The sequence below is a fragment of the Stenotrophomonas sp. KH_036_B genome (assembly GCF_057839485.1).
Genome location: NZ_CM174491.1, coordinates 210,713 through 233,045 on the forward strand (window position 1 = coordinate 210,713; position 22,333 = coordinate 233,045).

The 22,333-nt window shown below is 68.2% G+C and carries 14 protein-coding genes, 1 pseudogene and 1 riboswitch; of the genes and pseudogenes, 7 read left to right on the forward strand and 8 right to left on the reverse strand.

Going from position 1 to position 22,333, the window contains the following annotated elements:
- Positions 1–141: 141 nt before the first annotated feature.
- Together AC3ITN_RS00860 and AC3ITN_RS00865 are read left to right on the forward strand one after the other, a co-directional pair.
- Complete coding sequence (locus AC3ITN_RS00860; RefSeq protein WP_489391737.1) at positions 142–2,565, forward strand: TonB-dependent receptor; 2,424 nt, start codon at positions 142–144, stop codon at positions 2,563–2,565.
- A 17-nt stretch (positions 2,566–2,582) separates the two neighbouring features.
- On the forward strand, positions 2,583–4,706 hold the full coding sequence (locus tag AC3ITN_RS00865; protein ID WP_489392976.1) for a phosphocholine-specific phospholipase C: 2,124 nt from the start codon (positions 2,583–2,585) through the stop codon (positions 4,704–4,706).
- A 7-nt stretch (positions 4,707–4,713) separates the two neighbouring features.
- Here the strand turns inward: AC3ITN_RS00865 and AC3ITN_RS00870 are convergent.
- The 5 genes and pseudogenes from AC3ITN_RS00870 to AC3ITN_RS00890 form a co-directional block, all read right to left on the reverse strand.
- A pseudogene (locus tag AC3ITN_RS00870) lies at positions 4,714–4,797 on the reverse strand (VOC family protein); the annotation flags it as partial.
- Positions 4,798–4,866: 69 nt separating this feature from the next.
- Positions 4,867–5,451: a nicotinamide riboside transporter PnuC gene (gene pnuC / locus AC3ITN_RS00875; RefSeq protein WP_489391738.1), complete on the reverse strand. Its 585-nt coding sequence runs from the start codon at positions 5,449–5,451 to the stop codon at positions 4,867–4,869.
- Positions 5,448–7,619, reverse strand: a complete 2,172-nt coding sequence (locus AC3ITN_RS00880) for a TonB-dependent receptor (RefSeq protein ID WP_489391739.1) — start codon at positions 7,617–7,619, stop codon at positions 5,448–5,450. Before AC3ITN_RS00880 ends, pnuC begins: the two co-directional genes overlap by 4 nt.
- Positions 7,620–7,686: 67 nt before the next feature.
- A riboswitch (TPP riboswitch) is annotated at positions 7,687–7,781 on the reverse strand.
- Positions 7,782–7,821: 40 nt separating this feature from the next.
- Positions 7,822–8,952 carry a phosphotransferase enzyme family protein gene (locus AC3ITN_RS00885; protein ID WP_489391740.1) on the reverse strand — a complete coding sequence of 377 codons (1,131 nt, stop codon included), beginning with the start codon at positions 8,950–8,952 and terminating at the stop codon, positions 7,822–7,824.
- A complete protein-coding gene (locus AC3ITN_RS00890) occupies positions 8,949–9,587 on the reverse strand; it encodes a response regulator (protein WP_313342183.1) in 639 nt (212 codons plus the stop codon). Before AC3ITN_RS00890 ends, AC3ITN_RS00885 begins: the two co-directional genes overlap by 4 nt.
- A gap of 78 nt (positions 9,588–9,665) precedes the next feature.
- Between AC3ITN_RS00890 and AC3ITN_RS00895 the strand changes: the two genes are divergently transcribed.
- Positions 9,666–13,253, forward strand: coding sequence for an ATP-binding protein (locus AC3ITN_RS00895; protein WP_489391741.1), 3,588 nt, complete (start codon positions 9,666–9,668; stop codon positions 13,251–13,253).
- A 50-nt stretch (positions 13,254–13,303) separates the two neighbouring features.
- Here AC3ITN_RS00895 and AC3ITN_RS00900 read toward each other — a convergent pair whose 3' ends face one another.
- The gene (locus AC3ITN_RS00900; RefSeq protein WP_489391742.1) at positions 13,304–14,980 is read right to left on the reverse strand and encodes an electron transfer flavoprotein-ubiquinone oxidoreductase; all 1,677 of its coding nucleotides are present in this window, start codon (positions 14,978–14,980) and stop codon (positions 13,304–13,306) included.
- 369 nt (positions 14,981–15,349) lie between these two features.
- Between AC3ITN_RS00900 and AC3ITN_RS00905 the strand changes: the two genes are divergently transcribed.
- Positions 15,350–16,513 (forward strand): acyl-CoA dehydrogenase family protein, encoded by a 1,164-nt coding sequence (locus tag AC3ITN_RS00905; protein WP_489391743.1) that lies wholly within the window; start codon positions 15,350–15,352, stop codon positions 16,511–16,513.
- A 2-nt stretch (positions 16,514–16,515) separates the two neighbouring features.
- Here AC3ITN_RS00905 and trmL read toward each other — a convergent pair whose 3' ends face one another.
- Positions 16,516–16,995, reverse strand: a complete 480-nt coding sequence (gene trmL / locus AC3ITN_RS00910) for a tRNA (uridine(34)/cytosine(34)/5-carboxymethylaminomethyluridine(34)-2'-O)-methyltransferase TrmL (RefSeq protein ID WP_313342172.1) — start codon at positions 16,993–16,995, stop codon at positions 16,516–16,518.
- Positions 16,996–17,064: 69 nt separating this feature from the next.
- Positions 17,065–17,532: an XAC0231 family protein gene (locus AC3ITN_RS00915; protein ID WP_489391744.1), complete on the reverse strand. Its 468-nt coding sequence runs from the start codon at positions 17,530–17,532 to the stop codon at positions 17,065–17,067.
- Positions 17,533–17,938: 406 nt separating this feature from the next.
- On the opposite strand from AC3ITN_RS00915, the gene AC3ITN_RS00920 reads away from it, so the two are divergent.
- The 3 genes from AC3ITN_RS00920 to AC3ITN_RS00930 all read left to right on the forward strand — a co-directional run bounded on the left by AC3ITN_RS00920 (position 17,939) and on the right by AC3ITN_RS00930 (position 22,331).
- Positions 17,939–20,782 (forward strand): M16 family metallopeptidase, encoded by a 2,844-nt coding sequence (locus AC3ITN_RS00920; protein WP_489391745.1) that lies wholly within the window; start codon positions 17,939–17,941, stop codon positions 20,780–20,782.
- Between the two features lie 103 nt (positions 20,783–20,885).
- Positions 20,886–21,203 (forward strand): DUF4156 domain-containing protein, encoded by a 318-nt coding sequence (locus AC3ITN_RS00925; protein WP_313342162.1) that lies wholly within the window; start codon positions 20,886–20,888, stop codon positions 21,201–21,203.
- Between the two features lie 111 nt (positions 21,204–21,314).
- Positions 21,315–22,331, forward strand: coding sequence for a 3-oxoacyl-ACP synthase III (locus tag AC3ITN_RS00930; RefSeq protein ID WP_313342159.1), 1,017 nt, complete (start codon positions 21,315–21,317; stop codon positions 22,329–22,331).
- The last annotated feature ends 2 nt before the right edge of the window (positions 22,332–22,333 follow it).

The window sequence follows — 22,333 nt, forward strand, 5'->3', positions numbered from 1 at the left end:
AGAGCGGACTGTTAGTCCGCTGCCCTACGCGACCACGTTCGTCATCGCGCGAACGGCAGCGGACTAACAGTCCGCTCTACCCCGTCGGGCGTCCCCGGCGCACCCGTCGGGCGACCGCAGCGTACCGCTCGCGTCGAAGCGATGTCATGGCGACGTAACCGCAGCTGCCAATACTGCCGGCCGACCCCACTGCCGCGCACATCACCGATGCCTACTGGCCGTTATCCCCGCGTCTCCCTGCTTGCCCTGATGCTCACCGCCACCGTACAGGCCATGGCCGCCGAACCGGCCCCGGCCGACGACGCGCGCACCCTGGACCAGGTACAGGTCATCGGCCAGGCCACCAGCTTCGCCAAGACCACCGTCAGCCAGGAAACGCTCAACCGCCAGCAGATCCTGGGCAGCGTCAACAACGCACTCAATGAACTGCCCGGCGTGGTGGTGAGTGAAGCCGACGCCACCGGTTCGTCGGTGTGGGGCACGCAGATCAGCATGCGCGGCTTCGTGACCAACCGCGATACGCAGCAGATCGGCACCACCATCGACGGCCTGCCCAATGGCGGTTCCGGCTATGGCGGCGGCTCGCTGGCCAACCGCTACATCGACACGCTGGACCTGGAGACCATCGAGGTCAGCCAGGGCACGGCCGATATTTCATCGCGCTCCAACGAAGCCCTCGGCGGCACGCTGAACTTCCTCACCAGCGACCCGCTGCTGGAACAGCGCCTGCGCATGGTGGTCGGCGGTGGCGACAACGATGCCCGCAAGTACTACGTGCGCTACGACACCGGCGTGCTGGGCGGCAACACCCGCGCATGGGTCAGCGCGTCGTCCGCGCGCGTCAACGACTGGATCGACGGCAGCGGCCATGTCAGCAACGACCACCTGGCGGCGAAGTTCGTCACCGAGCTGGACCGCTGGACGCTCAGCGGCTATGCCTCGTACAACGACGCCGACGAACCCGAGTACACCAGCGTCAGCCCCGAGGCGTTCGCCACCAACCCGGACCGCGACGGCCTCACCGGCACGCTTACCGGCATTCCGTACCTGGACCAGAACTTCCGCTCTGGCTCGCGGGCGCTGCGCGAGAACACCTTCGGCTACCTGCGCGGCGCGTTCGACAGCGGCAACGGCTTCAAGGCCTCGCTGACCGGCTACGCGCACAGGATGGAAGGCCGCGGCGACTGGCTGCCGCCCTACCTGGTGCAGGCACGCGCCGACGGCGTGGGCGCGCCGGAGTCGGAGTACCTCGGTGGCAGCACCGTGTACGGTGGCAGCGCGCTGGGCCAGTTCTACTTCGTCAACCCCGATGGCAGTGCCGCGCAGCTGCGTGCCGGCTGCGTGCCGCGCGCCGGCTTCAGTGCCGAGTACGATCCCAACTGCTACGCGCCGGGCGTACAGGGCGTGCAGTCCTACCGTCATTCGCACTACGACAACGACCGTGCCGGCGTCACCGCCGACGTGGAATGGAAGCAGACGCTGGGCGCAGTGGACAACACCGTGCGTGCAGGTGTGTGGCTGGAGACGTTCGACCGCAGCGTGCGCCGCGACTGGCACCGCCTGCTCAACGTCGGCACCGACATCAGCTTCGATCACCAGCCGTACTGGGTGCAGTTCGAGGATCGCTACACGACCGACGAGCAGATGTACTACGTCGAGGACGTGGCGCGCTTCGGTCCGTTCAGTGCCCGCCTGGGCGTCAAGCAGTTCTTCGTCGACCAGAAGCGCAACCGCGTGATCGGCAGCGCCGAGAACGTGCGCTCCGATTCCAGGTCCGACCCGTTGATTTCCGCCGGTGGCACCTGGACGCTGCCGGTGGAAGGCCTGGAACTGTTCGGCGGCTTCTCGCAGAACTTCGCTGCCATTCCGTCCGGCGTGCTCGGCGAGACCGATGCACAGCGCTTCTCGCGGGTGGAACCGGAAACCGCCGACAACATCGAACTCGGCCTGCGCATAAGCCGCTGGCCCTTGACCGGCTCGCTGACCCTGTACAACATCAAGTTCGACAATCGCATCGTCTACCTGCCCGCGCGGCTGGCCGATGGGATCGACTACCTGGACGAAACCGATGGCGTCTACGAAAACTTTGGTGGCGTGGAAAGCACCGGCCTGGAGGCCGCGCTCGGTTACGGCTGGGACAACGGCTGGCGCATCAACGGTGCTTACACCTACAACCGTTCAAAGTACCTGGGCAGCGGCAACCTCGCCCGCGACACCGAGCTGGGCATCGTCGATGGTGCCCAGGTGATCGGCCAGCCGAAGCACGTGCTGGTGGTATCAGCTGACTGGCAGGGCGACAGCTGGAACGCCGGCCTGTCCGCGCGCTACCTTGGCGAGCGCTATCTCGATGCCTCCAACGAGAACCGCCTGCCGTCGGCCACGGTGTTCAACGCCAACATCGGTATCGACCTGCAGGGGTTGTCGCCGAAGCTGAAGGGCGTGGGTGCCAACCTGGTGGTCAGCAACCTCACCGACCGCCGCTACCTGGCGGGCGTGGATGGCAGCGATTCGGCCTTCATCGGCGCGCCCCGCACGGTTGGCTTCTCGGTCCGGGTCGACCTGTGAGTGATGCCCGCCGGCCGATCGTGGATGGTGGCCGGCGACGGCTGCTCCAGGCCGGGCTGGCCGGTGGCATCAGCGCGCTGTTGCCCAGCATCGCGCGTGCGGCGTCGATCGCGCCGCACGCGCGCAGCCGCAGCCTGGAGGACCTGCAGCACATCGTGGTGTTCATGCAGGAGAACCGGTCGTTCGATCACTACTTCGGCACGTTGCCGGGCGTGCGGGGTTTCGGCGACCGCTTCGTGGTGCCGGCCGCGCCGCTGGCGGCCGGGCAACCGCGCCGTTCGGTGTGGCTGCAACCCAATGCGGCCGGCACGCACGGCATCGCGCCGTTCCCGCTGGATACCGCCGCGCACTTCGGCTACATGCGCGTCGAGGGCACCCCGCATACCTGGCCCGACGCGCAGCGTGCGTGGGACCACGGGCGCATGGGGCATTGGCCGGCGGCCAAGCAGGACCACGCGATGGGCTACTTCCGCCGCGATGACATGCCGTTCCAGTTCGCGCTGGCCGAGGCGTTCACCATCTGCGACGCCTACCACTGTGCGATGCAGGCCGGCACCAACCCCAACCGGCTGTTCCTGTGGACGGGGCACAACGATCCGCACGCGCGCGGCGGCGGCCCGGCCGTGGCCAACTCACACGACAATTTCCCCGAGCTGGGCGGCAACCCCGAGTCCTACACCTGGACCACCTACGTCGAACGCCTGCAGCAGGCGGGGATCGACTGGCGGATCTACCAGGACATGGCCGACAACTTCACCGACAACCCGCTGGCCGGCTTTGAACCGTTCCGTCAGGCATGGCGGAACGCACCTGGCCATGACCCCGCCCTGCGCGAGCGTGGCGTCAGCACGCGCGGCCTGGCGCAGCTGCGCGAGGACGTGTTGAAAGGGCAGCTGCCGCAGGTGAGTTTCATCATCGCCGACGCCGCCGGCAGCGAGCATCCCGGCCCGTCCAGTCCTGCGCAGGGGGCGGCCTACACGGCGCGCGTGCTGGATGCGCTGACCGCCGACCCGGCCGTCTGGCGCCGCACCGCGTTGCTGCTGATGTTCGATGAGAACGACGGCTTCTTCGATCACGTGCCACCCCCGGCCCCGCCCTCCGCCGACGCCGGCGCGCCCGGTGGCTGGGCCGGCGCATCGTCGGTGCGCACCGACGGCGAGTATCACCAACACCCCTCGCCGGGCAACGAGAAGGCCGATCCGCTCGACCTGCGTGGCCGTCCGTACGGCCTGGGTCCGCGCGTTCCGCTGTACGTGATTTCGCCGTGGAGCCGCGGCGGCTGGGTGGACTCGCAGGTGTACGACCACACCTCGGTGATCCGCCTGATCGAGCGCCGCTTCGGCGTGGCCGCGCCCGAACTCTCACCCTGGCGGCGCGCGGTGTGCGGCGACCTGACCAACGCATTCGATTTCGCCACGACCGATGCGCGGCCGTTCGTCGCCTCGCTGCCGGCCACCGCCGCCAGTGCGGCACGCGCGGCGGCGCTGCCCGGGCGTACGGTGCCGGTGCTGCCGGAAGGCCTGCTTCCCGCGCAACAGGAACCGGGCGTGCGCCCCGCACGCGCGCTGCCCTACCGGCCGCAGGTGGGTATCGAGGTGGATGATGCCAACGCCAGCGTGCGGCTGATGCTGGCCAGTGACGGCGCGGCGGCGGTGCTGCAGGTCTACGATCGCCTGCGCCTGCACGCGGTCCCGCGCCGCTACACGGTGGCACCGGATGCGCCGCTGCAGGACACCTGGGCGTTGGACAAGCAACACGGCTACGACCTGTGGCTGTTGGGCCCGAATGGCTTCCACCGCCACTACCGGGGCACCACCGACGCCGCGTCACCGGTGCAGGCCAGCGTGCGCGGCGCCGATGGCAGGCTGCACCTGCAGCTGCGCAACCACGGCGCGCTGCCGCAGGCGGTCAGCGTCCGTGCCGCCGCTTACGCAGGTCAGATGCCCGAACGCGAGCTGCAGCTCGAGGCCGGGCAGACGCTGGACATCGGCTGGGATGGCACCGCCACGGCAGGCTGGTACGACCTGGTCATCGAGCAGCCGGGTGCAAGCCAGCGCCTGGCCGGACGCATCGAAGACGGCCGACCGGGCAGTACCGACCCGGCGCTGGGCACCGAGGCGATGCGGTTCCTGCTGGATTGACCGTCGCTCAGGCACTTGCCCCGGCGCTGCGCTCGATCATCTTCCAGCCGTTGCCGGAAGGATCGCGGAAGCCGGCATCCACGGTGCCGTAGCCCGCCATCCGGTCCTTCGCCTGCAGCAGGCGGCGCAGCAGTTCGGGGGTCTGGCTCATCGCCGCAGCCTAGCGCGGTTTCAGTTCCGCCCCTGCATGGCCGGCGGCCGTCCACGCGCGCAGCCCCATCACCGCCATGCCGACGAACACCAGGTACAGGCCCGCGGTGACATCCAGCGACTTGGCCAGGTACATGGCCACGTACACCACATCGACCACGATCCACAGCCACCACGTGGCGACATGGCGCCTCGCCTGCCACCACTGCGCCACCAGGCTCAACGCCGCCAGCATCGCGTCCAGCCAGGGCAGGGCCGCGTTGGTCCAGGTGTGCATGGCCGCGCCGAGGGCGATGCCGAACACGATGCCCACCGCCAGGTCACGCAGCAGCTGGCGGCGCGGCAGCGGCGCAATGACGATCGCGCCGTCCTGTTCGGCATGCCGGTGCCAGCTCAGCCAGCCGTACAACAGGAAGCCGCCGAAGGCGACCTGCAGCAGGGTGTCCGAGTACAGCCTGGCCTCGATGAACACCACCGCGTACAGGCCCACCGCCAGCAGCCCCACCGGCCAGGCGAGCATGCGTCGGCGCGCCATCAGCCACACGCCCAGCAGGCTGGCCACCACCGCCGACCATTCGAGAACAGCCGGGTTCATAGCCCGACCGTGACCGACAGGCGCGCCTGGCGCGGCGCGCCGGCGAACAGGTAGTAATCGCCGTAGCTGCTGCCGGTGTCACGCCAGTAGAAACGGTCGAACACGTTGTCCACCGACAGGGTCCAGGTGACCGGATGCGTGCGCAGCGCGTGCCGGAAACGCACGCCGGCATCGAACACCGAGTAGGACGGTGCCTTTACGCTGCCATCCACGGTGGCGGCATTGGAGGAGGCGTAACGCCAGCCGCCGCTCACGTCCAGGCCCGGCGCGAAGGGCAGGGCGTAGTCCACATGCACGGCGGCCCGCACCTTGGGCACGTTGACCAGCTGCTGGCCGTCGTAGAACGCGGTGCCGGCATCGCGCGCGCGCGCCTGCAGCACGCTGGTGCTGGCGGTGAGCGCCAGGCGTTCGGTGAGCTGGCCGTTGGCGGTGAGTTCCAGCCCGGTGTGGGTCTGCTTGCCCTCCTGCACGAAGGTGTAGCCCGCGTCGCTGTCATCCGGCTTGGCGTACTGGAACGGCTGGGTGGTGCGGAACAGCGCCGCGCCCAGCGTGAGCGCATCGGCGGCGGCGTACTTCACGCCCACTTCGAGCTGGCGCGAGCGCATCGCCGGCAGGAAGGTGCTGCCGTTGCTGGTCCAGAACGGCGCTTCCTGGCCCAGCGACAGGCCCTCCACGTAGCTGGCGTAGACGTTGAGCTGGCCGGTGGCCGACCACACCAGCGCGGTCTGCGGCAGGAACCGGGACATGCGGCTGTGCCGTTCGGGCGTGCCGCGCTTGTCGTAGGCGCGTTCGTCCAGGCGCACGTAGCGGCCGCCGGCCAGCCACTGCCAGTCATCGCCAAACTGCATGCGGTCCAGCGCGAACAGCGCGCGCTGCCAGCTGTCCAGGCGGCGCGCGGACGGGCCCGGCTGCAGCGGCGAGGGGTCGAACACCGGCACCTGCGCATCGCCGATGTTGGACGTGCCCACGTATTCGTTGACGTTCTGGCGCTTGTCCACGGTGCGGTGGAACGCGCTCAGCCCGACAGAGAGTTGGTGCGTGACCGCGCCGGTGGCGAAGCGTCCGCGCAGCTCCGCGCGCAGCTCGTCGTTGCGGCGGGTGTCGTCGGGGCTTCGGTAGTCGTAGATGTCGTAATCGCCATTGGGCGCGAAGTAGTTGCCCGGCACGCTGCCATCGGCGCATTCGGCGGCGTAGTAGCAGCCGTAGGCGAACGCGACGTTGTCGTCGATCACCGAACGGCTGTGGCCGAGCGACACGCGCGACTGCCAGTCCGGGCTGAAATCGTAGGTGTGCAGTGCCGTGACGTTGGTGCTGTCGATGCCCACCGGCTGCTGCCATGGCTGGTGGCCGAGCATGCGGCTGCGGTCCACCCCGCGCGGCAGTGCGCTGCCGCCCAGCAGCTGGTAGCCGGACGCCGAGCGCTGCGCGCTGGTCTGGTAGTTGGCGTCCACTTCCAGCTTGCCGTGTTCGCCGATCAGCCAGTCAGCCGCCAGCGAATAGAAGTTGCGGCGGCCGTCGGCGTGGTCGATGTAGGACGCGCTGTCATCCCAGGCGGCATTGAAGCGCAGGCCGAACCGCGGCGTCAGCCAGCGGCCCACGTCCACCGCCGCATAGCGCGACCCTTCCGAGTCGGTGCCCAGGGTGACGGTGGTGACCTCGGCCGGGCGCTTGCCGACATAGTTGATGATCCCGCCGGGGGCCATCACGCCGGCGGCCAGGCCGGCTTCGCCCTTGAGGATTTCCACCTGCTGCACGTTCTCCAGCGCCAGCCGCTGTTCACCGGCGATGGACAGCCCGTTGAAACGGTAGCCGGTGGCCGGGTCCAGCGCGAAGCCGCGGATGGCGATGTTGTGGTAGTAGCCGACCGGTGCGTAGCTGTCGCCCAGCGACGCATCGTGGCGGGCCAGCTCCGACAGCGTGCGCACCTGCAGGCGGTCCAGGAAGGCGCTGTCCAGTACGTTCACCGAGGCCGGCGTGCTCTTCCAGTCACTGCTGCCGAAGCTGCTCGACGGCGGGATCGCGGCGGCGGGCTTGCGCGCCTGCACACGGACACCGGCCAGGTCGGTGGGCGAACGGTCGCCCGTGACGGGGTCGGCTTCACTGGCATGCAGCGGCAGCGCGGCGCAGAGGGCGGCGGTCAACAGCGAGAGGCGGTAGCAGCGGTTCATTCGATTCGTCATCAGCCAAAGGAGACGAAGCGAAGGCGCACGCGCGCACCAGGCCGGACGGGCGGTGCGTGCGCTGCTCAAAGCTCCCTACGCCGGTGCAAACCGGATCAGGTTCCAAGGGACTCTCTCAGCCTGGTCATCCAGGCACCCCCGCTTCAGCGCTCATGTTCCCACCAAACGGCCGCCGTTGCGAGCCTGGACCTCAAGCGGCGGCGTGCAGGGTGTCCAGCAGGGCCCGGCCAGGAGCGGTGCCGAACCAGTCGGCATGGCCGAGCAGGAAGGTGTGGTAGGCCACGTCGGCGTTGGCAGTTGAGCCGGTAACGCCCTGGAAATACTCCACTTCGGACAGGGCGAAATCCAGGTGGACCACCGGCAGCAGGTCCGCCAGCAGGTGCACCTGGGCCGCCGACAACGCCCGCTCCTGCCGGTAACCGACGAGCAGGGCCAGGGCGATGTCCGGGTGCGCGGCCGGGCCACCCGGGTCTGTTGCCAGCCAGGCGATGGCGTTGCGCTCGATGGCGGTGGCCAGGTCGAACAGTGCGCTGGCCGGCGAGGCCAGGCCGAAGTCGAAGATGGTGCCGATCGTGGCGTGCGGGTCCTGGCCGTTCCACAGCAGGTTGGAGGCATGCCAGTCGTTGTGGCCCCACAGCACCGGTTCGGCCTGCAGGCGTCCCGCCAGTGCGTCATGCCACGGCAGGACCGCGCGCTGCAGGTCCTGTTCCCAGTGCTGGCGCGACAGGTAGGCGGCCAGCCCGGGGCGGGTGGCCAGATCGCGGCGCAGCGCGTCCACGGGATCGGCGGCGCGGATCAGATCGTCGCGTGCCACCAGCAGGTGGGTGCCGCGCTGCGGTGCGTGATAGCTGGCGGACGCGTGGTGCAGGCGACCGAGCATCGCGCCGGCCGCGTGCGCCTGCGCGAGGTTGGCAAGCGGTGTCCACGACGGCAGGTCGCGGTACAGATCCTGGCCGTCGCCCTCGGCATGCAGCTCGTAGGTCCAGCCGTCGTGTTCAAGCGCCGTGGCGCCGTCATGCGCGTGCAGTACCTGCACCACCGGCAGGCCGGCACCGGCCAGGTGCGCGATGAAGCGATGCTCCTCCTCCAGCACGCCCGGCGTGCGCACGCGAACGCCATGACGCTTGACGAAGCAGCGTTGCGACCCACATTCCACCAGCGCCGCGGCGGAGAAGGGCCGCGGGCTGTGCCACAGCACCCGGCAGTCGCCGTCCAGCGCCGCGTAGCGTCCGCGCAGCCAGGCCAGCGCAGCGTCGCCGATGGCGGGCCAGTCGGCAGCCACCTCGTCGTTGTCGAGGCCCTGTACGCGGTGATCGTTCAAAGATGATCGTCGCGCAGGTAGTCGAACAGCTCGGCGTCGCCCTTGAGGCCGAGCTTGAGCATGGCATCGCCCTTCTGCCGGCTGATGGTGCTGACGCTTTTGTGCAGTTGCTGGGCAATCTGCTTGACGGTCAGCCCACGGCCGAGCAGGCGCAGCACTTCCACTTCCTTCGGCGACAGTTGCCGGGTGCGGTCGTCGTCCACCCCTTGTGTGCCGATTGCGTCAATGCGGTCCTTCAACGTGCGGCTCACATACGGCTGCCCGCGATGCACAGCCTGGATCGCCTGGGGCAGCTCATCCATCGACGATGCCTTGTCGACCAGCCCCAGCACGCCGGTGGACACCACCATGCGCAGGATGGCCAGATTGTTGGAGACGCTGAGCATCACCACCGGAAGGTCGGGGAAACGGCGCCGGATCATCCCGACCATGGCGAAACCGTCAGCCTGCTGGCTGCCCGGCATCGAGTAATCCGTCACCAGCACATCACACTCGTGCGCGGCCAATGCCTGGAAAAGCGCATCGGCGCTGCTGGCTTGGGCCACCACCTCGCCCACGCCACTGGCTTCGATCACGGCCTTGGTGCCGATCAGGACCACCGGGTGGTCGTCGGCGATGATTATGCGCAGTTTCATGGACTAGTATTGCCTGTGAGGCAGCGGCCCTTGCAGGCACGTTGCGGTGGGCGGTTCATTCCAGGGAGATCAGACAGCATGCGTACCTCCGTTGTCCGCTGGCTGGTCGTGCTGGGGCTGGCGATCATGCTGGTCACCTCGGCCAACGCGTCTCCTGCACCTGCGCCGTCGTTGTCACCGCGCCAGTCCGAGTGGATCGAGCGGAACCCTACCATCTTACTGGGCCTGTACGACAGCGGCTGGCCACCCTTCGAATTCATGCAGAACGGTCGACCGGATGGGCTCGGATACGACTATCTGACGCTGCTTACGCGGCAGCTGGGCGTGCAGGTCAAGGTTCGCATGTATCGCGATTGGGCCGACGTGCTCGATGCGGCCTGCCGTGGCGAGGTCGATGTGGTGATGAACATCACGCTCACTCCCGACCGCACGCGCTGCATGGTGTACACCGGCGCTTATGCCGATGCGCCGCTGGCCCTGGTCGGACGCGTCGGCGACAGCCGCACCTCGGCCGACCCCGAGCTTGTCGGATTGCGCGTGGTCACCGAGCGGGAATTCCTCACCAGCGGCCAGGTGCGCGCGCGGTACCCGGCCGCGCGCCAGGTGATGGCGGCCGACACCCGTGCGGCGCTGGCGATGGTGGCCGAGGACAAGGCCGACGTTTACATCGGCAACGCGCATGTGGCGAGTACGCTGATCCGCCAGCAGGACATGGACGGCCTTGCCCTGCTGCGTCCCAGCGACCTGCCGCCGGAGCGGCTGCACTTCGGCGTGCCCAATGCCCGCCAGCCGCTGGCCGAGGCGCTGGACAGCGCGCTGTCCACGCTGACCACGGCGCAGCGCGAGGCCGTGTCCAAACGCTGGCTGCCGCCGCTGAAGTGGTCGGCGCAGTCGCGCCTGATCCTGGGGGAAGCCGAACGCCGCATCCTGGCCACGCCACTGCGCATGGGCTATGCGCCCAATGGGGCGCCGCTGTCGTTCATCGATGCGGCCGGCGAGCCCAGCGGCGTGGCCGGCGACTACCTGCGCCAGCTGCGCATGGTCGGCGCGCAGCTCACGCGCGTGCCGGCGCATGACTGGTTCGAGGTGCGCGAGCAGATGCGCCGCGGTGACGTGGACGTGGTGATGGGCATGCCCAACGACGCCCACTATCTTGGTGACGAATGGGTCTTCAGCCAGCCCTTCATCAGCGTGCCCAATGTCATCGTCACCCCCAACAACAGCCGTTCGGTGCTGGGCCTGGGCGACCTGGACGGGCGCAGCATCCTGCTCTCCGATCCCGAGCGCCTGCGCGGCTATGTGCTGCAGTACGCGCCGCGTGCGCGCATCGTGCCCGCGCGTGGCGTGGAACAGGCGTTGGCACGCTTGGCCAACGGCGACGCCGACGCCTATGTCGGCAACCTCGCGATGGTCGACCGGGTCGTGCGCGAGCTGTACCCGGCCAAGCTGCATGTGGCGGCACCGGCCGGGTTCAACGACCAGCTGTCGCTTGCCGTGAAGCGCCAGTACGCACCGCTGGCGACTACCTTCGACCGGGTGCTGGCCAACCTCACCCCGCGCGAACATACGGCGATCCGCGGCGACTGGCTGCTGGCCGAATACCGCAGCGGGCTGGACTGGCGGTCGGTTGCGCGCTGGGCCGTGCCGCTGTCGCTGGTGCTGCTCACCGGCATCGTGGTGCACGGCTGGGGGTATTGGCGCCTGCGTCGCGAGGTGGGCATGCGCCGGCGCCTGGAGCAGCGCCTGGTGGAAGTCACCGACAACCTGCCGGCGATCGTCTACCAGGCCCGGCGTGACAGCGATGGGCGGGTGACCTTCCCGTACATCACCGGCGACCTGCAGGCCATGTTCGGGGTGAGTGCGGTCGAAGTGATGGCCGACCAGACCCGGCTGGCCGCACAGCTCGACCCGCGCGACCGCGACGCGGTGAGCCGCGCGATGGCCCAGGCGGCACGCGACTTCTCCGCGCTGGACATGGAATTCCGTACCAGCCCGCATGGCGTGGTGCGCTGGGTGCGGTCGCGCGCGCTGCCGTATGCCGCCGCCGATGGTGCCGTGATGTGGAGCGGGTACTGGGTCGATGTGACCGAGGCGCGCGCGCAGGCCGATGCGCTGGCCGCAGCCAAATCCGATGCCGAACGCGCCACCGCCGCGAAGTCCAACTTCCTGGCCACCATGAGCCACGAGATCCGCACGCCGATGAGCGGCGTACTGGGCATGGTGGAGGCGTTGTCGCATACGGGCCTCGACGGCGAGCAGCGGCGCATCATCGGGGTCATCGAGGACTCGGCACAGATGCTGCGCCAGATCCTCGATGACATCCTGGACTACTCACGCATCGAAGCGGGCGCGCTGCCGCTGGAACCGCAGCCGGTCGCGCTGCGCAGTCTGCTCGACAACGTGCAGCAGCTGCTCTCGCCACAGGCGTCAAGCAAGGGCCTGGCACTCAGCCTGGACGTGGATGCGGCGGTGGCACCGCAGCACCTGGTGGACGGCATGCGCCTGCGCCAGATCGTGTTCAACCTGCTCAGCAACGCCATCAAGTTCACCAACAGCGGCGCGGTCGGCATCACCCTGGCGGTGGACCGCGACGACGAGGCGGCACAGACCCTGCGCCTGACCGTCACCGATACCGGCATCGGCATTTCGCCCGAGCAGCGCGAACGCCTGTTCAAGCCGTTCGCGCAGGCCGATGTGGCCATCACCCGCCACTACGGTGGCACCGGGTTGGGCCTGAGCATCTGCCAGCGTCTGGTGGGGCTGATGCGCGGTCGGCTGGACATGCACAGCGTGCCGGGCGAAGGCACGCGCGTGGCGGTGGTGCTGACGCTGCCCCTGGTGCCGGGCGAAGAGGCCATCAGCGACGAACAGCGCCCTGGCACGGAGGTGGCACCGCTGCCACCCGGGCAGGCGCGGCGCCGCGTGCTCGTGGTCGAGGACCACCCCACCAACCAGGCGCTGATGCGCTGGCGGTTGCAGCAGCTGGGCCTGCAGCACGAGCTGGCGGTGGATGGCGAGGCGGCACTGGAACTGCTGAAGGCCCAGGCGTTCGACCTGGTCATCACCGATTGCCGCATGCCGGTGATGGATGGCTACACCTTGACGCGGCACATCCGCGAGGGCGAACGCGGCAGTGGAAAGCGACTCCCGGTGCTTGCATTGACCGCCAGCGCGCTGGCCGAAGACCGGCAACGCTGCCGCGAGGCCGGCATGGACGATCTGCTGGCCAAGCCGGTGGCGCTGGCCACCCTGCGCCAGGCGCTGCGGCGCTGGCTGCCGTCGGACGACGCGGACGACGAGCCGTTCGTCGCCGCCGCGGCACCGACGGATGCCAACGTGCCGGTGGCCGCGCCGACGCGCGCGGCGATCGTGCGTCGCTTCGGTTCCGAACACGTGGCCGCGGTGCTCATCGACAGCATGCGCCAGGCCACCGCGGATGACCTGCAACGCGGCCTGGAAGCGCGCGAGCAGGGCGACAGCAACACGGCGGTGGAGGTCCTGCACCGCATCGTGGGCGGGCTGGGCACGCTGGGTGCCGAAGCCCTGGCCGCGCAGGCGCGCGAGGTGATGCAGCAGATCCAGACCCAGGGCACCGCGGCCAGCGCGGCCGACATCACCGCGTTCGAGCATGCATTGCAGACCTACCTGGATACGCTGGACGCCTGACCGTCGTAGAGCGACGCCATGCGTCGCTGCACGTCGATCGGCGCCACGGCTTACATCGCCGGGTAGTTGGGACCGCCGCCGCCCTGCGGGGTGACCCACACGATGTTCTGGGTGGGATCCTTGATGTCGCAGGTCTTGCAGTGCACGCAGTTCTGCGCGTTGATCTGCAGCTGCTCGTGCCCTTCGGTGCCGACGAACTCGTACACGCCGGCCGGGCAGTAGCGCGCCTCCGGCCCGGCGTATTCGGCCAGGTTGACCCGCACCGGGATGCTGGCGTCCTTGAGCGTCAGGTGGCTGGGCTGGTCTTCTTCATGGTTGGTGCTGCTCAGGAACACCGAGCTGAGGCGGTCGAAGGTGAGCACGTTGTCCGGCTTGGGGTACACGATCTTCGTGTGCTGCGACGCCGGTTCCAGGCACTCGTGGTCGGCCTTGCTGTGGCGCAGCGTCCACGGCGGGTTGCGGATGCCCAGCTTGGGCAGCAGCCACTGCTCGATGCCGGTCATCAGCGTGGCGATGCTGCGGCCCTTCTTGAACCACTGCTTGAAATTCTTGGACTGCTTCAGCTCGTCGTGCAGCCAGCTGCTGTCGAAGGCGGCCGGATAGGCACTGAGCTCGTCGCGCTGGCGGTCCGCAGCCAGCGCATCGAACGCGGCGTCGGCGGCCAGCATGCCGGTCTTGATCGCCGCGTGGCTGCCCTTGATGCGGCTTGCGTTGAGGTAGCCGGCTTCGCAGCCGACCAGTGCGCCGCCCGGGAACACGGTCTTGGGCAGCGACAGCAGGCCGCCGGCGGTGATCGCGCGGGCGCCATAGGCGATGCGCTTGCCGCCTTCGAGGTGCTTGCGGATCGACGGATGCGTCTTGAAGCGCTGGAACTCCTCAAACGGGCTCATCCACGGGTTGCGGTAATCGAGCCCGACCACGAAGCCCACCGCGACCTTGCCGCCGTCGGCGTGGTACAGGAAGGAACCGCCGTAGGTGTCGCTGTCCAGAGGCCAGCCGGCGGTGTGTACCACCAGCCCCGGCTCATGCTTGGCCGGATCGATCTGCCACAGCTCCTTGATGCCGATGCCGTAGGCCTGCGGGTCCTTGCCCGCGTCCAGCTGGTAACGCGCGATCAGCTGGCGGCCGAGGTGGCCGCGCGAGCCTTCGGCGAAGATCGTGTACTTGGCATGCAGTTCCATGCCGCGTTCGAAGTTGGGGCCGTGCGAGCCATCCTTGCGGATGCCCATGTCGCCGGTGGCCACGCCCATCACCGCGCCGTTCTCGTCGTAGAGCACTTCGGCGGCGGCAAATCCGGGGAAGATCGACACTTCCAGCGCCTCGGCCTGCTGCGCCAGCCAGCGGGTGACCTCGCCCAGGCTGATGATGTAGTTGCCTTCGTTGTGGAAGCACTCCGGCAGCAGCGCATGCGGCGTGCTGCGCGCGCCCTCCGGGCTGAGGAACAGGAACTCGTCGCGGGTGACCTTCTGCTTCAGCGGCGCGCCACGCTCGGCCCAGTCCGGGAACAGTTCGGTCAGCGCGCGGGTGTCCATGATCGCGCCGGAGAGGATATGGGCACCGGGCTCGGAACCCTTCTCCAGCACGCACACCGACAGTTCGCGGCCCGCCTCGATGGCGCGCTGGCGCAGGCGGATCGCGGTGGCCAGGCCGGCGGGGCCGGCGCCGACGATCACCACGTCGAACTCCATGGCTTCACGCGGGGGCAGGGCAGTGGTCTCTTCGCTCATGTGCTGCGTAACTCTTGGGTAGTGCCGCCCGGCCGAGCCGGCGGCGGTTGCCTGGGAATCGCGCGCGACGTGTCACTGCGCAACGGCTGGATCAGTGCATCAGGGTACCGGCACCCGGCGTTTACGCCTAGTTCGCCGACGTTGGGCACCGGATGGTGCGGTGCATCAATCCAGCGCGGGTGGCCATGGTACGGGCATCCCCGAGAACACGGGGCCGCGTCGGCGCCGGCCATGCGGAACCCCACACGGTAGTGCCGGCCGCTGGCCGGCTCCTCATGTTGCCGGCACCATGCGCAGCCGGCCAGCGGCCGGCATTACCCGGATGCATCACAATGGGGGCTCCTGTTCCCGCCCGCGATGTCGCCGCCCATGGCCCTCAATCCCTACGATCTGTTCGATGTCCGCTCCCTGCTCAGCGAGGAGGAGCGCGCGGTGCAGGCCATCGTGGCGCGCTTCACCGACGAACGGGTGCTGCCGATCATCGGCGATGCATTCGACCAGGGCCGCTTCCCGGATGAACTGATCCCGGAAATCGCCTCGCTCGGCCTGCTCGGCTCCAGCCTGCCCGAGCAGTACGGCGGCGGCGGCCTCAACGCGGTCAGCTATGGGTTGATCTGCCAGGAGCTGGAACGCGGCGACTCCGGCCTGCGCAGCTTCGTTTCGGTGCAGAGTTCGCTGTGCATGTACCCGATCTTTGCCTACGGCAGCGAAGAGCAGCGCCAGCGCTGGCTGCCCGACATGGCGGCCGGGCGCGTGATCGGCTGTTTCGGCCTGACCGAGGCGCACGGCGGCTCGGACCCGGCGGCAATGAAGACACGTGCGGTACGCGACGGAACCGACTGGGTCATCAACGGCAGCAAGATGTGGATCACCAGCGGACCGGTCGCCGACATCGCGATCATCTGGGCGCACACCGACGATGGCATCCAGGGCTTCGTGCTCGAGAAGGGCATGGCCGGCTACACCACCCAGGAAATCAAGCACAAGATGAGCCTGCGCGCCTCGCTGACCGGCGCGCTGTTCTTCGACAACGTGCGCGTGCCCGACCGTAACCGCCTGCCCAACGTGCAGGGCCTGAAGGGTCCGCTGGGCTGCCTCAACCAGGCGCGCTACGGGATCAGCTGGGGCCCGATCGGCGCGGCGGTGGCCTGCCTGGACGAGGCGCTGGGCTACACCAAGGAACGCGTGCTGTTCGGGCGGCCGGTGGCGGCCACGCAGAGCGCGCAGATCAAGCTGGCCGACATGGCCCGGCGCATCACCACCGCGCAGCTGCTGTCGCTGCAGCTGGGGCGCCTGAAGGATGCCGGCCAGCTGCAGCCCCAGCAGGTGAGCCTGGCCAAGTGGAACAACTGCCGCATGGCCATCGACATCGCGCGCGAATGCCGCGACCTGCTCGGCGGCGCCGGCATCACCACCGAACACGTGGCGATCCGGCACGCGCTGAACCTGGAATCAGTGATTACCTACGAGGGAACCGAAACCGTGCACCAGCTGGTGATCGGGCGCGAGCTGACAGGCATCAACGCGTTCTAACGTCAGGCGCCGCCGGCAAAACCGGATTGGCGCCAGGCCTCGTACATCACCACCGCCACCGTGTTGGACAGGTTGAGGCTGCGGTTGTCGGGCTGCATCGGCAGGCGCAGGCGGCGGCCGTGCGGCAGTGAATCGAGCACGTCCTGGGGCAGGCCGCGGGTTTCCGGGCCGAACAGGAACGCATCGCCGTCTTCGAACTGCTGGGTGTCGTAGCGCACGCTGCCGCGGGTACTCAAGGCGAACAGGCGGTTGGGTGCAATGGCCTGCAGGGCGGTGTCCAGGTCTGGATGCACCTGCAGTCGAGCGTATTCGTGGTAATCCAGGCCGGCGCGCTTGAGCTGCTTGTCGCTCAGGTCAAAACCGAGCGGCTCGATCAGGTGCAGTCGCGCGCCGGTATTGGCGCAGAGCCGGATCACATTGCCGGTATTCGGGGGAATCTCCGGCTGGAACAACACAACATGGAACGTGGGCGTGGCGGTCATTCACGCAGTGTAACTGCGCCGGATGATGGTAGGTAACGCCCGTTGGTCGTTACGCCTCGATCAACGCGCTTACGGACGAACCAACACCGACGCGGTTTCCAGCGCCAGCGCCTGCAGGTCGTTCGGCGACGGGCGCACCTGCAGGGTCGGCAGGTTGATGATCACGTCGCGCGCCACGGCGGTGGCGGCCGCAGCCAGCGCACCAACGTAGTCGCGGTGATCGGCCTGCTCGGCGGCCAGCGCTTCACGCTGTTCGGCGGTCGGGCGGACTTCGACGGCGGCCAGCGTGGTCACGTGGCGGCTGTCGGACAGTTCGTTGCGGTACTCGGCGATCTGGCCGGCGCCCGGACGGACTTCAACCAGGGCCAGGGTGGGGATGGCGCTGCTGCGCTCGACGTCGGCCTGGGCGATCTGGTCGGCCGACGGGCGGACCTGCACGGTGTCCAAGGTGGTGATGGCGGAAGCGGCATGCACGTTCGAAACAAACGCGGAGCCGGCGACGAGGGCGATGGCGATTGCGAGGGTCTTGGTGTTCATGACGTGGCCTGTTTAGTGTGGGTGAGCAGTGGTGTGGTAGTAAGGTAGTACACCGAATCTGGGGATGCAAGAAGAATGTGCAGATTTCGGTTGTTGTTCAGCGATCAGTCATATTTGGTTTGATCGCCTTCCTTTCGCACCCAGTACCAAGCAGGTCCCGTGCCAACTCTTTGTTGTTGATTTACAAGGATTTCAGGGTCGATCGACAGTGTCCGCTGTCCGGACACCTGTCCGATTCGCCGGCGTAACACTGTCCGCAAGGCGATTCAGCCCGCGGCCATGCCGTTCGCGACAGGTGGCGCCTTGCCCGGAACGTTCCCCTACCTGCGCAGTGACTGTTGGCGGATGCCTTTTGCCGAGGTCCCGGGCTAGCATCTGTCTTCACTTTCATGACCAAGGAACCGGAATGACCGTCCAACTTCGACCGCGTGCCGCGCTGCTGGCTGTCGCGCTCTCCGCCGCCCTGGGCAGCCTTGCCCCGGCGCCGGCCATGGCCAAGCCGGCCCAGGTCGCCAAGGTCGACATTCCGTTCGAGGCGTTCACCCTGCCCAACGGCCTGCGCGTGGTGGTGCACACCGACCGCAAGGCGCCGATCGTGGCGGTGAACGTCTGGTACCACGTGGGCAGCAAGGACGAGCCGGCCGGCCGCACGGGCTTCGCCCACCTGTTTGAACACCTGATGTTCCAGGGCAGCGAGAACCACGCCGGCGAGTACTTCGAACCCTTCAAGCAGGTGGGTGTCACCGGCCAGAACGGCACCACCAACACCGACCGCACCAATTACTTCGAGAACGTGCCCACCACCGCGCTGGACATGGCGCTGTGGATGGAATCGGACCGCATGGGCCACCTGCTCGGCGCGATCGACCAGGCCGCGCTCGATGAGCAGCGCGGCGTGGTGCAGAACGAGAAGCGCCAGGGCGAGAACCAGCCCTATGGCCAGGTGTGGGACAAGCTCACCCGCTCCATGTATCCGGAAGGGCACCCGTACCACCACGGCGTCATCGGCTCGATGAACGACCTCAACGCCGCCTCGCTGGACGACGTCAAGAACTGGTTCCGCACCTGGTACGGTCCCAACAACGCGGTGCTGGTGCTGGCTGGCGACATCGACGTGGCCACCGCCAAAGAAAAGGTCGCCCGTTACTTCGGCGACATCCCGGCGGGCCCGAGCATGGCCCAGCCCAAGGTCAACGTGGCCAAGCGCGACACATCCACCCGCGAGACCATGACCGACAAGGTGCCGCAGGCGCGCATCTACCGGGTCTGGAACGTTGCCCAGACCGGTACCACCGATATCGACCAGCTGCAGCTGTTCGCCCAGGTCCTGGGCGGCGCCAAGTCGTCGCGCCTGGACCAGCGCCTGCTGCACCAGGACAAGCTGGTGGACAACATCAGCGCCGGTGCCTACACCTCGCAGCTGGGCTCGAACTTCGTGATCATGGCCACCGTGAAGCAGGGCGTGGACCCGTCCAGGGTGGAAGCGATCATCGACGAGGAAGTGCGCCGCCTGGTCAAGGATGGCCCCACCGCCGATGAACTGAGCCGTGGCAAGACCGCCTTCCGTGCCGGCTTCATCCGTGGCATCGAGCGCATCGGCGGGTTCGGCGGCAAGGCCGACGCACTGGCCGAATGCACCGTGTTCGAAGGCGACCCGGGCTGCTTCCGCCGTTCGCTGGCCACCATCGATGCGGCCAGCGCCGCCGATGTGCGCGCCGCCGGCGCCAAGTGGCTGGGTCCGGGCGACCACACCCTGGTGGTGGAGCCGGGCGCCCGCGTGGCGCTGCCGGAACTGCCGTCGGCCACGCCCAAGCCGTTCACCGTGCCCGCCGTGGACCCCACCTTCACCGCAACGGCCACCCAGGTGGACCGCAGCAGCGGTGTGCCGCAGACCAAGACCTTCCCCGAACTGAAATTCCCGCAGCTGCACCGGGCCACGCTGAAGAACGGCACCCAGGTGATCCTCGCCGAGCGCCACGACATTCCGGTGGTGCAGTTCAGCTATGAATTCCCGGGCGGCTTCACCGCCGACCAGGGCCGCAAGTCGGGCACCGCCAACTTCACCATGGACCTGATGGGCGAGGGCGCCGGCAAGCTCGGCGCGCTGCCCTTCGCCGACGCGGCCGATGCGCTCGGTGCCAACCTCGGGGCCTCGGCATCGCTGGACAGCGCCAGCGTGTACCTGTCGGCCCTGAAGGAAAACCTCGCCCCCTCGCTGGCCTTGTATGCGGACATGCTGCGCCAGCCGCGTTTCGACCAGGCCGAGATCGACCGGGTCAAGGCGAGCTGGATCGCCGGCATCCAGCAGGAGAAGGTCAACCCGAACGCCTCGGCGATGCGCGTGCTGCCCACCCTGCTGTACGGCGCGGGCCACCCCTATGCCATTCCTTTCACCGGCAGTGGCAATGAAGCCGACATCCAGTCGCTCACCCGCCAGGACCTGGTGGACTTCCACCGCGACTGGCTGCGTCCGGAGCAGGGCACCCTGATCGTGGTGGGTGACACCACCCTGAAGGAGATCGTGCCGCTGCTGGAGCGCCAGCTCGGCGACTGGAAGAGCAGCACCGCCGCACCGCAGGCCAAGGCCCCGGTCGACGTGGCCCGCCCGGCCAAGGCCCGCGTGTACCTCATCGACCAGCCGGGTGCCGTGCAGGCCAACCTGTTTGCCGGCCAGGTAGTGCCCTCCACCATGGATACCGGCGCCACCCGCTTCGACATCGCCAACGGCGTGCTGGGCGGCGACTTCACCTCGCGCCTCAACATGAACCTGCGCGAGGAAAAGCACTGGTCCTACGGTGCCCGCACCATGGCCAGCAGCACCCTGGGCCAGCGTCCCTGGATGGCCGTCGCGCCGGTGCAGATCGACAAGACCGCCGAGGCGATGAAGGAGATGCAGAAGGATATCGCCGACTTCGCTTCCGGCGCCGAAACGATCACCCCGGCCGAAGTCACGCGTATCCGCAACATCCAGAACCTGAGCCTGCCCGGCGCCTATGAGACCGCCAGCGCGGTCCTCGGCACCATCAGCGGTATCGTCCGCTACCAGCGTCCCGACGACTATGTGTTCAAGCGCAAGGACGAAATCGAGGCGATGACGCCGGCCCAGGTCCAGCAGGCGGCGGCCACCCTCGATCCCAAGACCCTCACCTGGGTCGTGGTGGGCGACCTCAAGCAGACCGAGGCCCCGGTGCGCGCGCTGAACCTGGGCGAGGTGATCGTGATCGACGCCGATGGGAAGCCGGTCAAATGATCGGACGGGTCGCCGGCCCATGGCCGGCGACCCATCCCTGTGCACCCGCGATTCAGCCTGTTCAGGCAGAATCGGACCCATGACCTTCACGAGCGTCCCCGCCATGCGCCTTCTGCTGCTTTCCGTTCTGACCCTCAGCGCCACCGCCTGCACCTGGGTGCCGATCGAGCCGGTGGGCAAGACCGTGCGGGTATTGCCGGGCGGGGCCGTGCCAGCCGCCTGCCAGAACAAGGGCGAGGTGGTGGTCACGGTCAAGAGCAAGGTGGCCTTCTACAACCGCAACCCCCTGCGCGTGCAGGAAGAACTGGAGACCCTGGCGCGCAACGAGGCCCCCAGCGCCGGTGCCAATGCGGTGCAGGCCGTGGGCCAGCCGGCCGACGGCAGCCAGCGTTTCCTGGCCTTCCAGTGCCCGCCGCGCTGAACCCTTCACGCCCCGGGCGACCATACGCCCGAAGCTGAATCCGTAAAGGTGCGGTGAACGGCCGTGGGGCTTACAATAGCGCCCCCTTTGCCTGAGCCTTGGCGCTAACTGATGCTCTTCAAGAATGTATCGATCGCCGGCCTGGCGCATATCGACGCGCCGCATACGCTGACGTCCAAGGAAATCAACGAACGTCTGCAGCCGACGCTGGATCGCCTGGGCATTCGCACCGACGTGCTCGGCGACATCGCGGGCATTCACGCCCGCCGCCTGTGGGACGCGGACATGCTCGCCTCCGACGCCGCTACCCTCGCCGCCCGCAAGGCGCTCGAAGATGCCGGCATCGGGGCCGACAAGATCGGCCTGCTCGTCAACACCTCGGTCAGCCGCGACTATCTGGAGCCATCCACGGCCAGCATCGTCTCGGGCAACCTGGGCGTCGGCGACCAGTGCATGACCTTCGACGTCGCCAACGCGTGCCTGGCCTTCATCAATGGCATGGACATCGCCGCACGCATGCTTGAGCGTGGCGAGATCGACTACGCGTTGATCGTCGACGGCGAAACCGCCAATCTGGTGTACGAGAAGACCCTGGAGCGCATGGCCCTGCCGGGCGTGACCGCCGATGACTTCCGCAACGAGATGGCGGCCCTGACCCTGGGCTGCGGCGCTGCGGCGATGGTCATGGCGCGCACCGAACTGGTGCCCGACGCGCCGCGTTACCGCGGTGGCGTCACCCGCTCGGCCACCGAGTGGAACCAGCTGTGCCGCGGCAACCTGGACCGCATGGTCACCGACACCCGCATGCTGCTGATCGAAGGCATCAAGCTGGCCCAGAAGACCTTCGTGGCCGCCCGCGAAGCGCTGGGCTGGGCGGTGGAGGAGCTGGACCAGTTCGTGATCCACCAGGTCAGCCAGCCGCACACCGCCGCCTTCATCAAGAACTTCGGCATCGACCCGAAGAAGGTGATGACCATCTTCGGCGAGCACGGCAACATCGGTCCGGCCTCGGTGCCGATCGTGCTGAGCAAGCTCAAGGAACTGGGCAGGCTGAAGAAGGGCGACCGCATCGCACTGCTCGGCATCGGCTCGGGCCTGAACTGCTCGATGGCCGAAGTGGTCTGGTAAAC

Bases quoted from the DNA above. Each gene is read 5' to 3' on its own strand.
- AC3ITN_RS00860 (WP_489391737.1), top strand. From the start codon at position 142: ATGTCATGGCGACGTAACCGCAGCTGCCAATACTGCCGGCCGACCCCA.
- pnuC (WP_489391738.1), bottom strand. From the start codon at position 5,451: ATGAACCCGGCTGTTCTCGAATGGTCGGCGGTGGTGGCCAGCCTGCTG.
- AC3ITN_RS00880 (WP_489391739.1), bottom strand. From the start codon at position 7,619: ATGAACCGCTGCTACCGCCTCTCGCTGTTGACCGCCGCCCTCTGCGCC.
- AC3ITN_RS00890 (WP_313342183.1), bottom strand. From the start codon at position 9,587: ATGAAACTGCGCATAATCATCGCCGACGACCACCCGGTGGTCCTGATC.
- AC3ITN_RS00895 (WP_489391741.1), top strand. From the start codon at position 9,666: ATGCGTACCTCCGTTGTCCGCTGGCTGGTCGTGCTGGGGCTGGCGATC.
- AC3ITN_RS00900 (WP_489391742.1), bottom strand. From the start codon at position 14,980: ATGAGCGAAGAGACCACTGCCCTGCCCCCGCGTGAAGCCATGGAGTTC.
- AC3ITN_RS00905 (WP_489391743.1), top strand. From the start codon at position 15,350: ATGGCCCTCAATCCCTACGATCTGTTCGATGTCCGCTCCCTGCTCAGC.
- trmL (WP_313342172.1), bottom strand. From the start codon at position 16,995: ATGACCGCCACGCCCACGTTCCATGTTGTGTTGTTCCAGCCGGAGATT.
- AC3ITN_RS00915 (WP_489391744.1), bottom strand. From the start codon at position 17,532: ATGAACACCAAGACCCTCGCAATCGCCATCGCCCTCGTCGCCGGCTCC.
- AC3ITN_RS00920 (WP_489391745.1), top strand. From the start codon at position 17,939: ATGACCGTCCAACTTCGACCGCGTGCCGCGCTGCTGGCTGTCGCGCTC.
- AC3ITN_RS00925 (WP_313342162.1), top strand. From the start codon at position 20,886: ATGCGCCTTCTGCTGCTTTCCGTTCTGACCCTCAGCGCCACCGCCTGC.
- AC3ITN_RS00930 (WP_313342159.1), top strand. From the start codon at position 21,315: ATGCTCTTCAAGAATGTATCGATCGCCGGCCTGGCGCATATCGACGCG.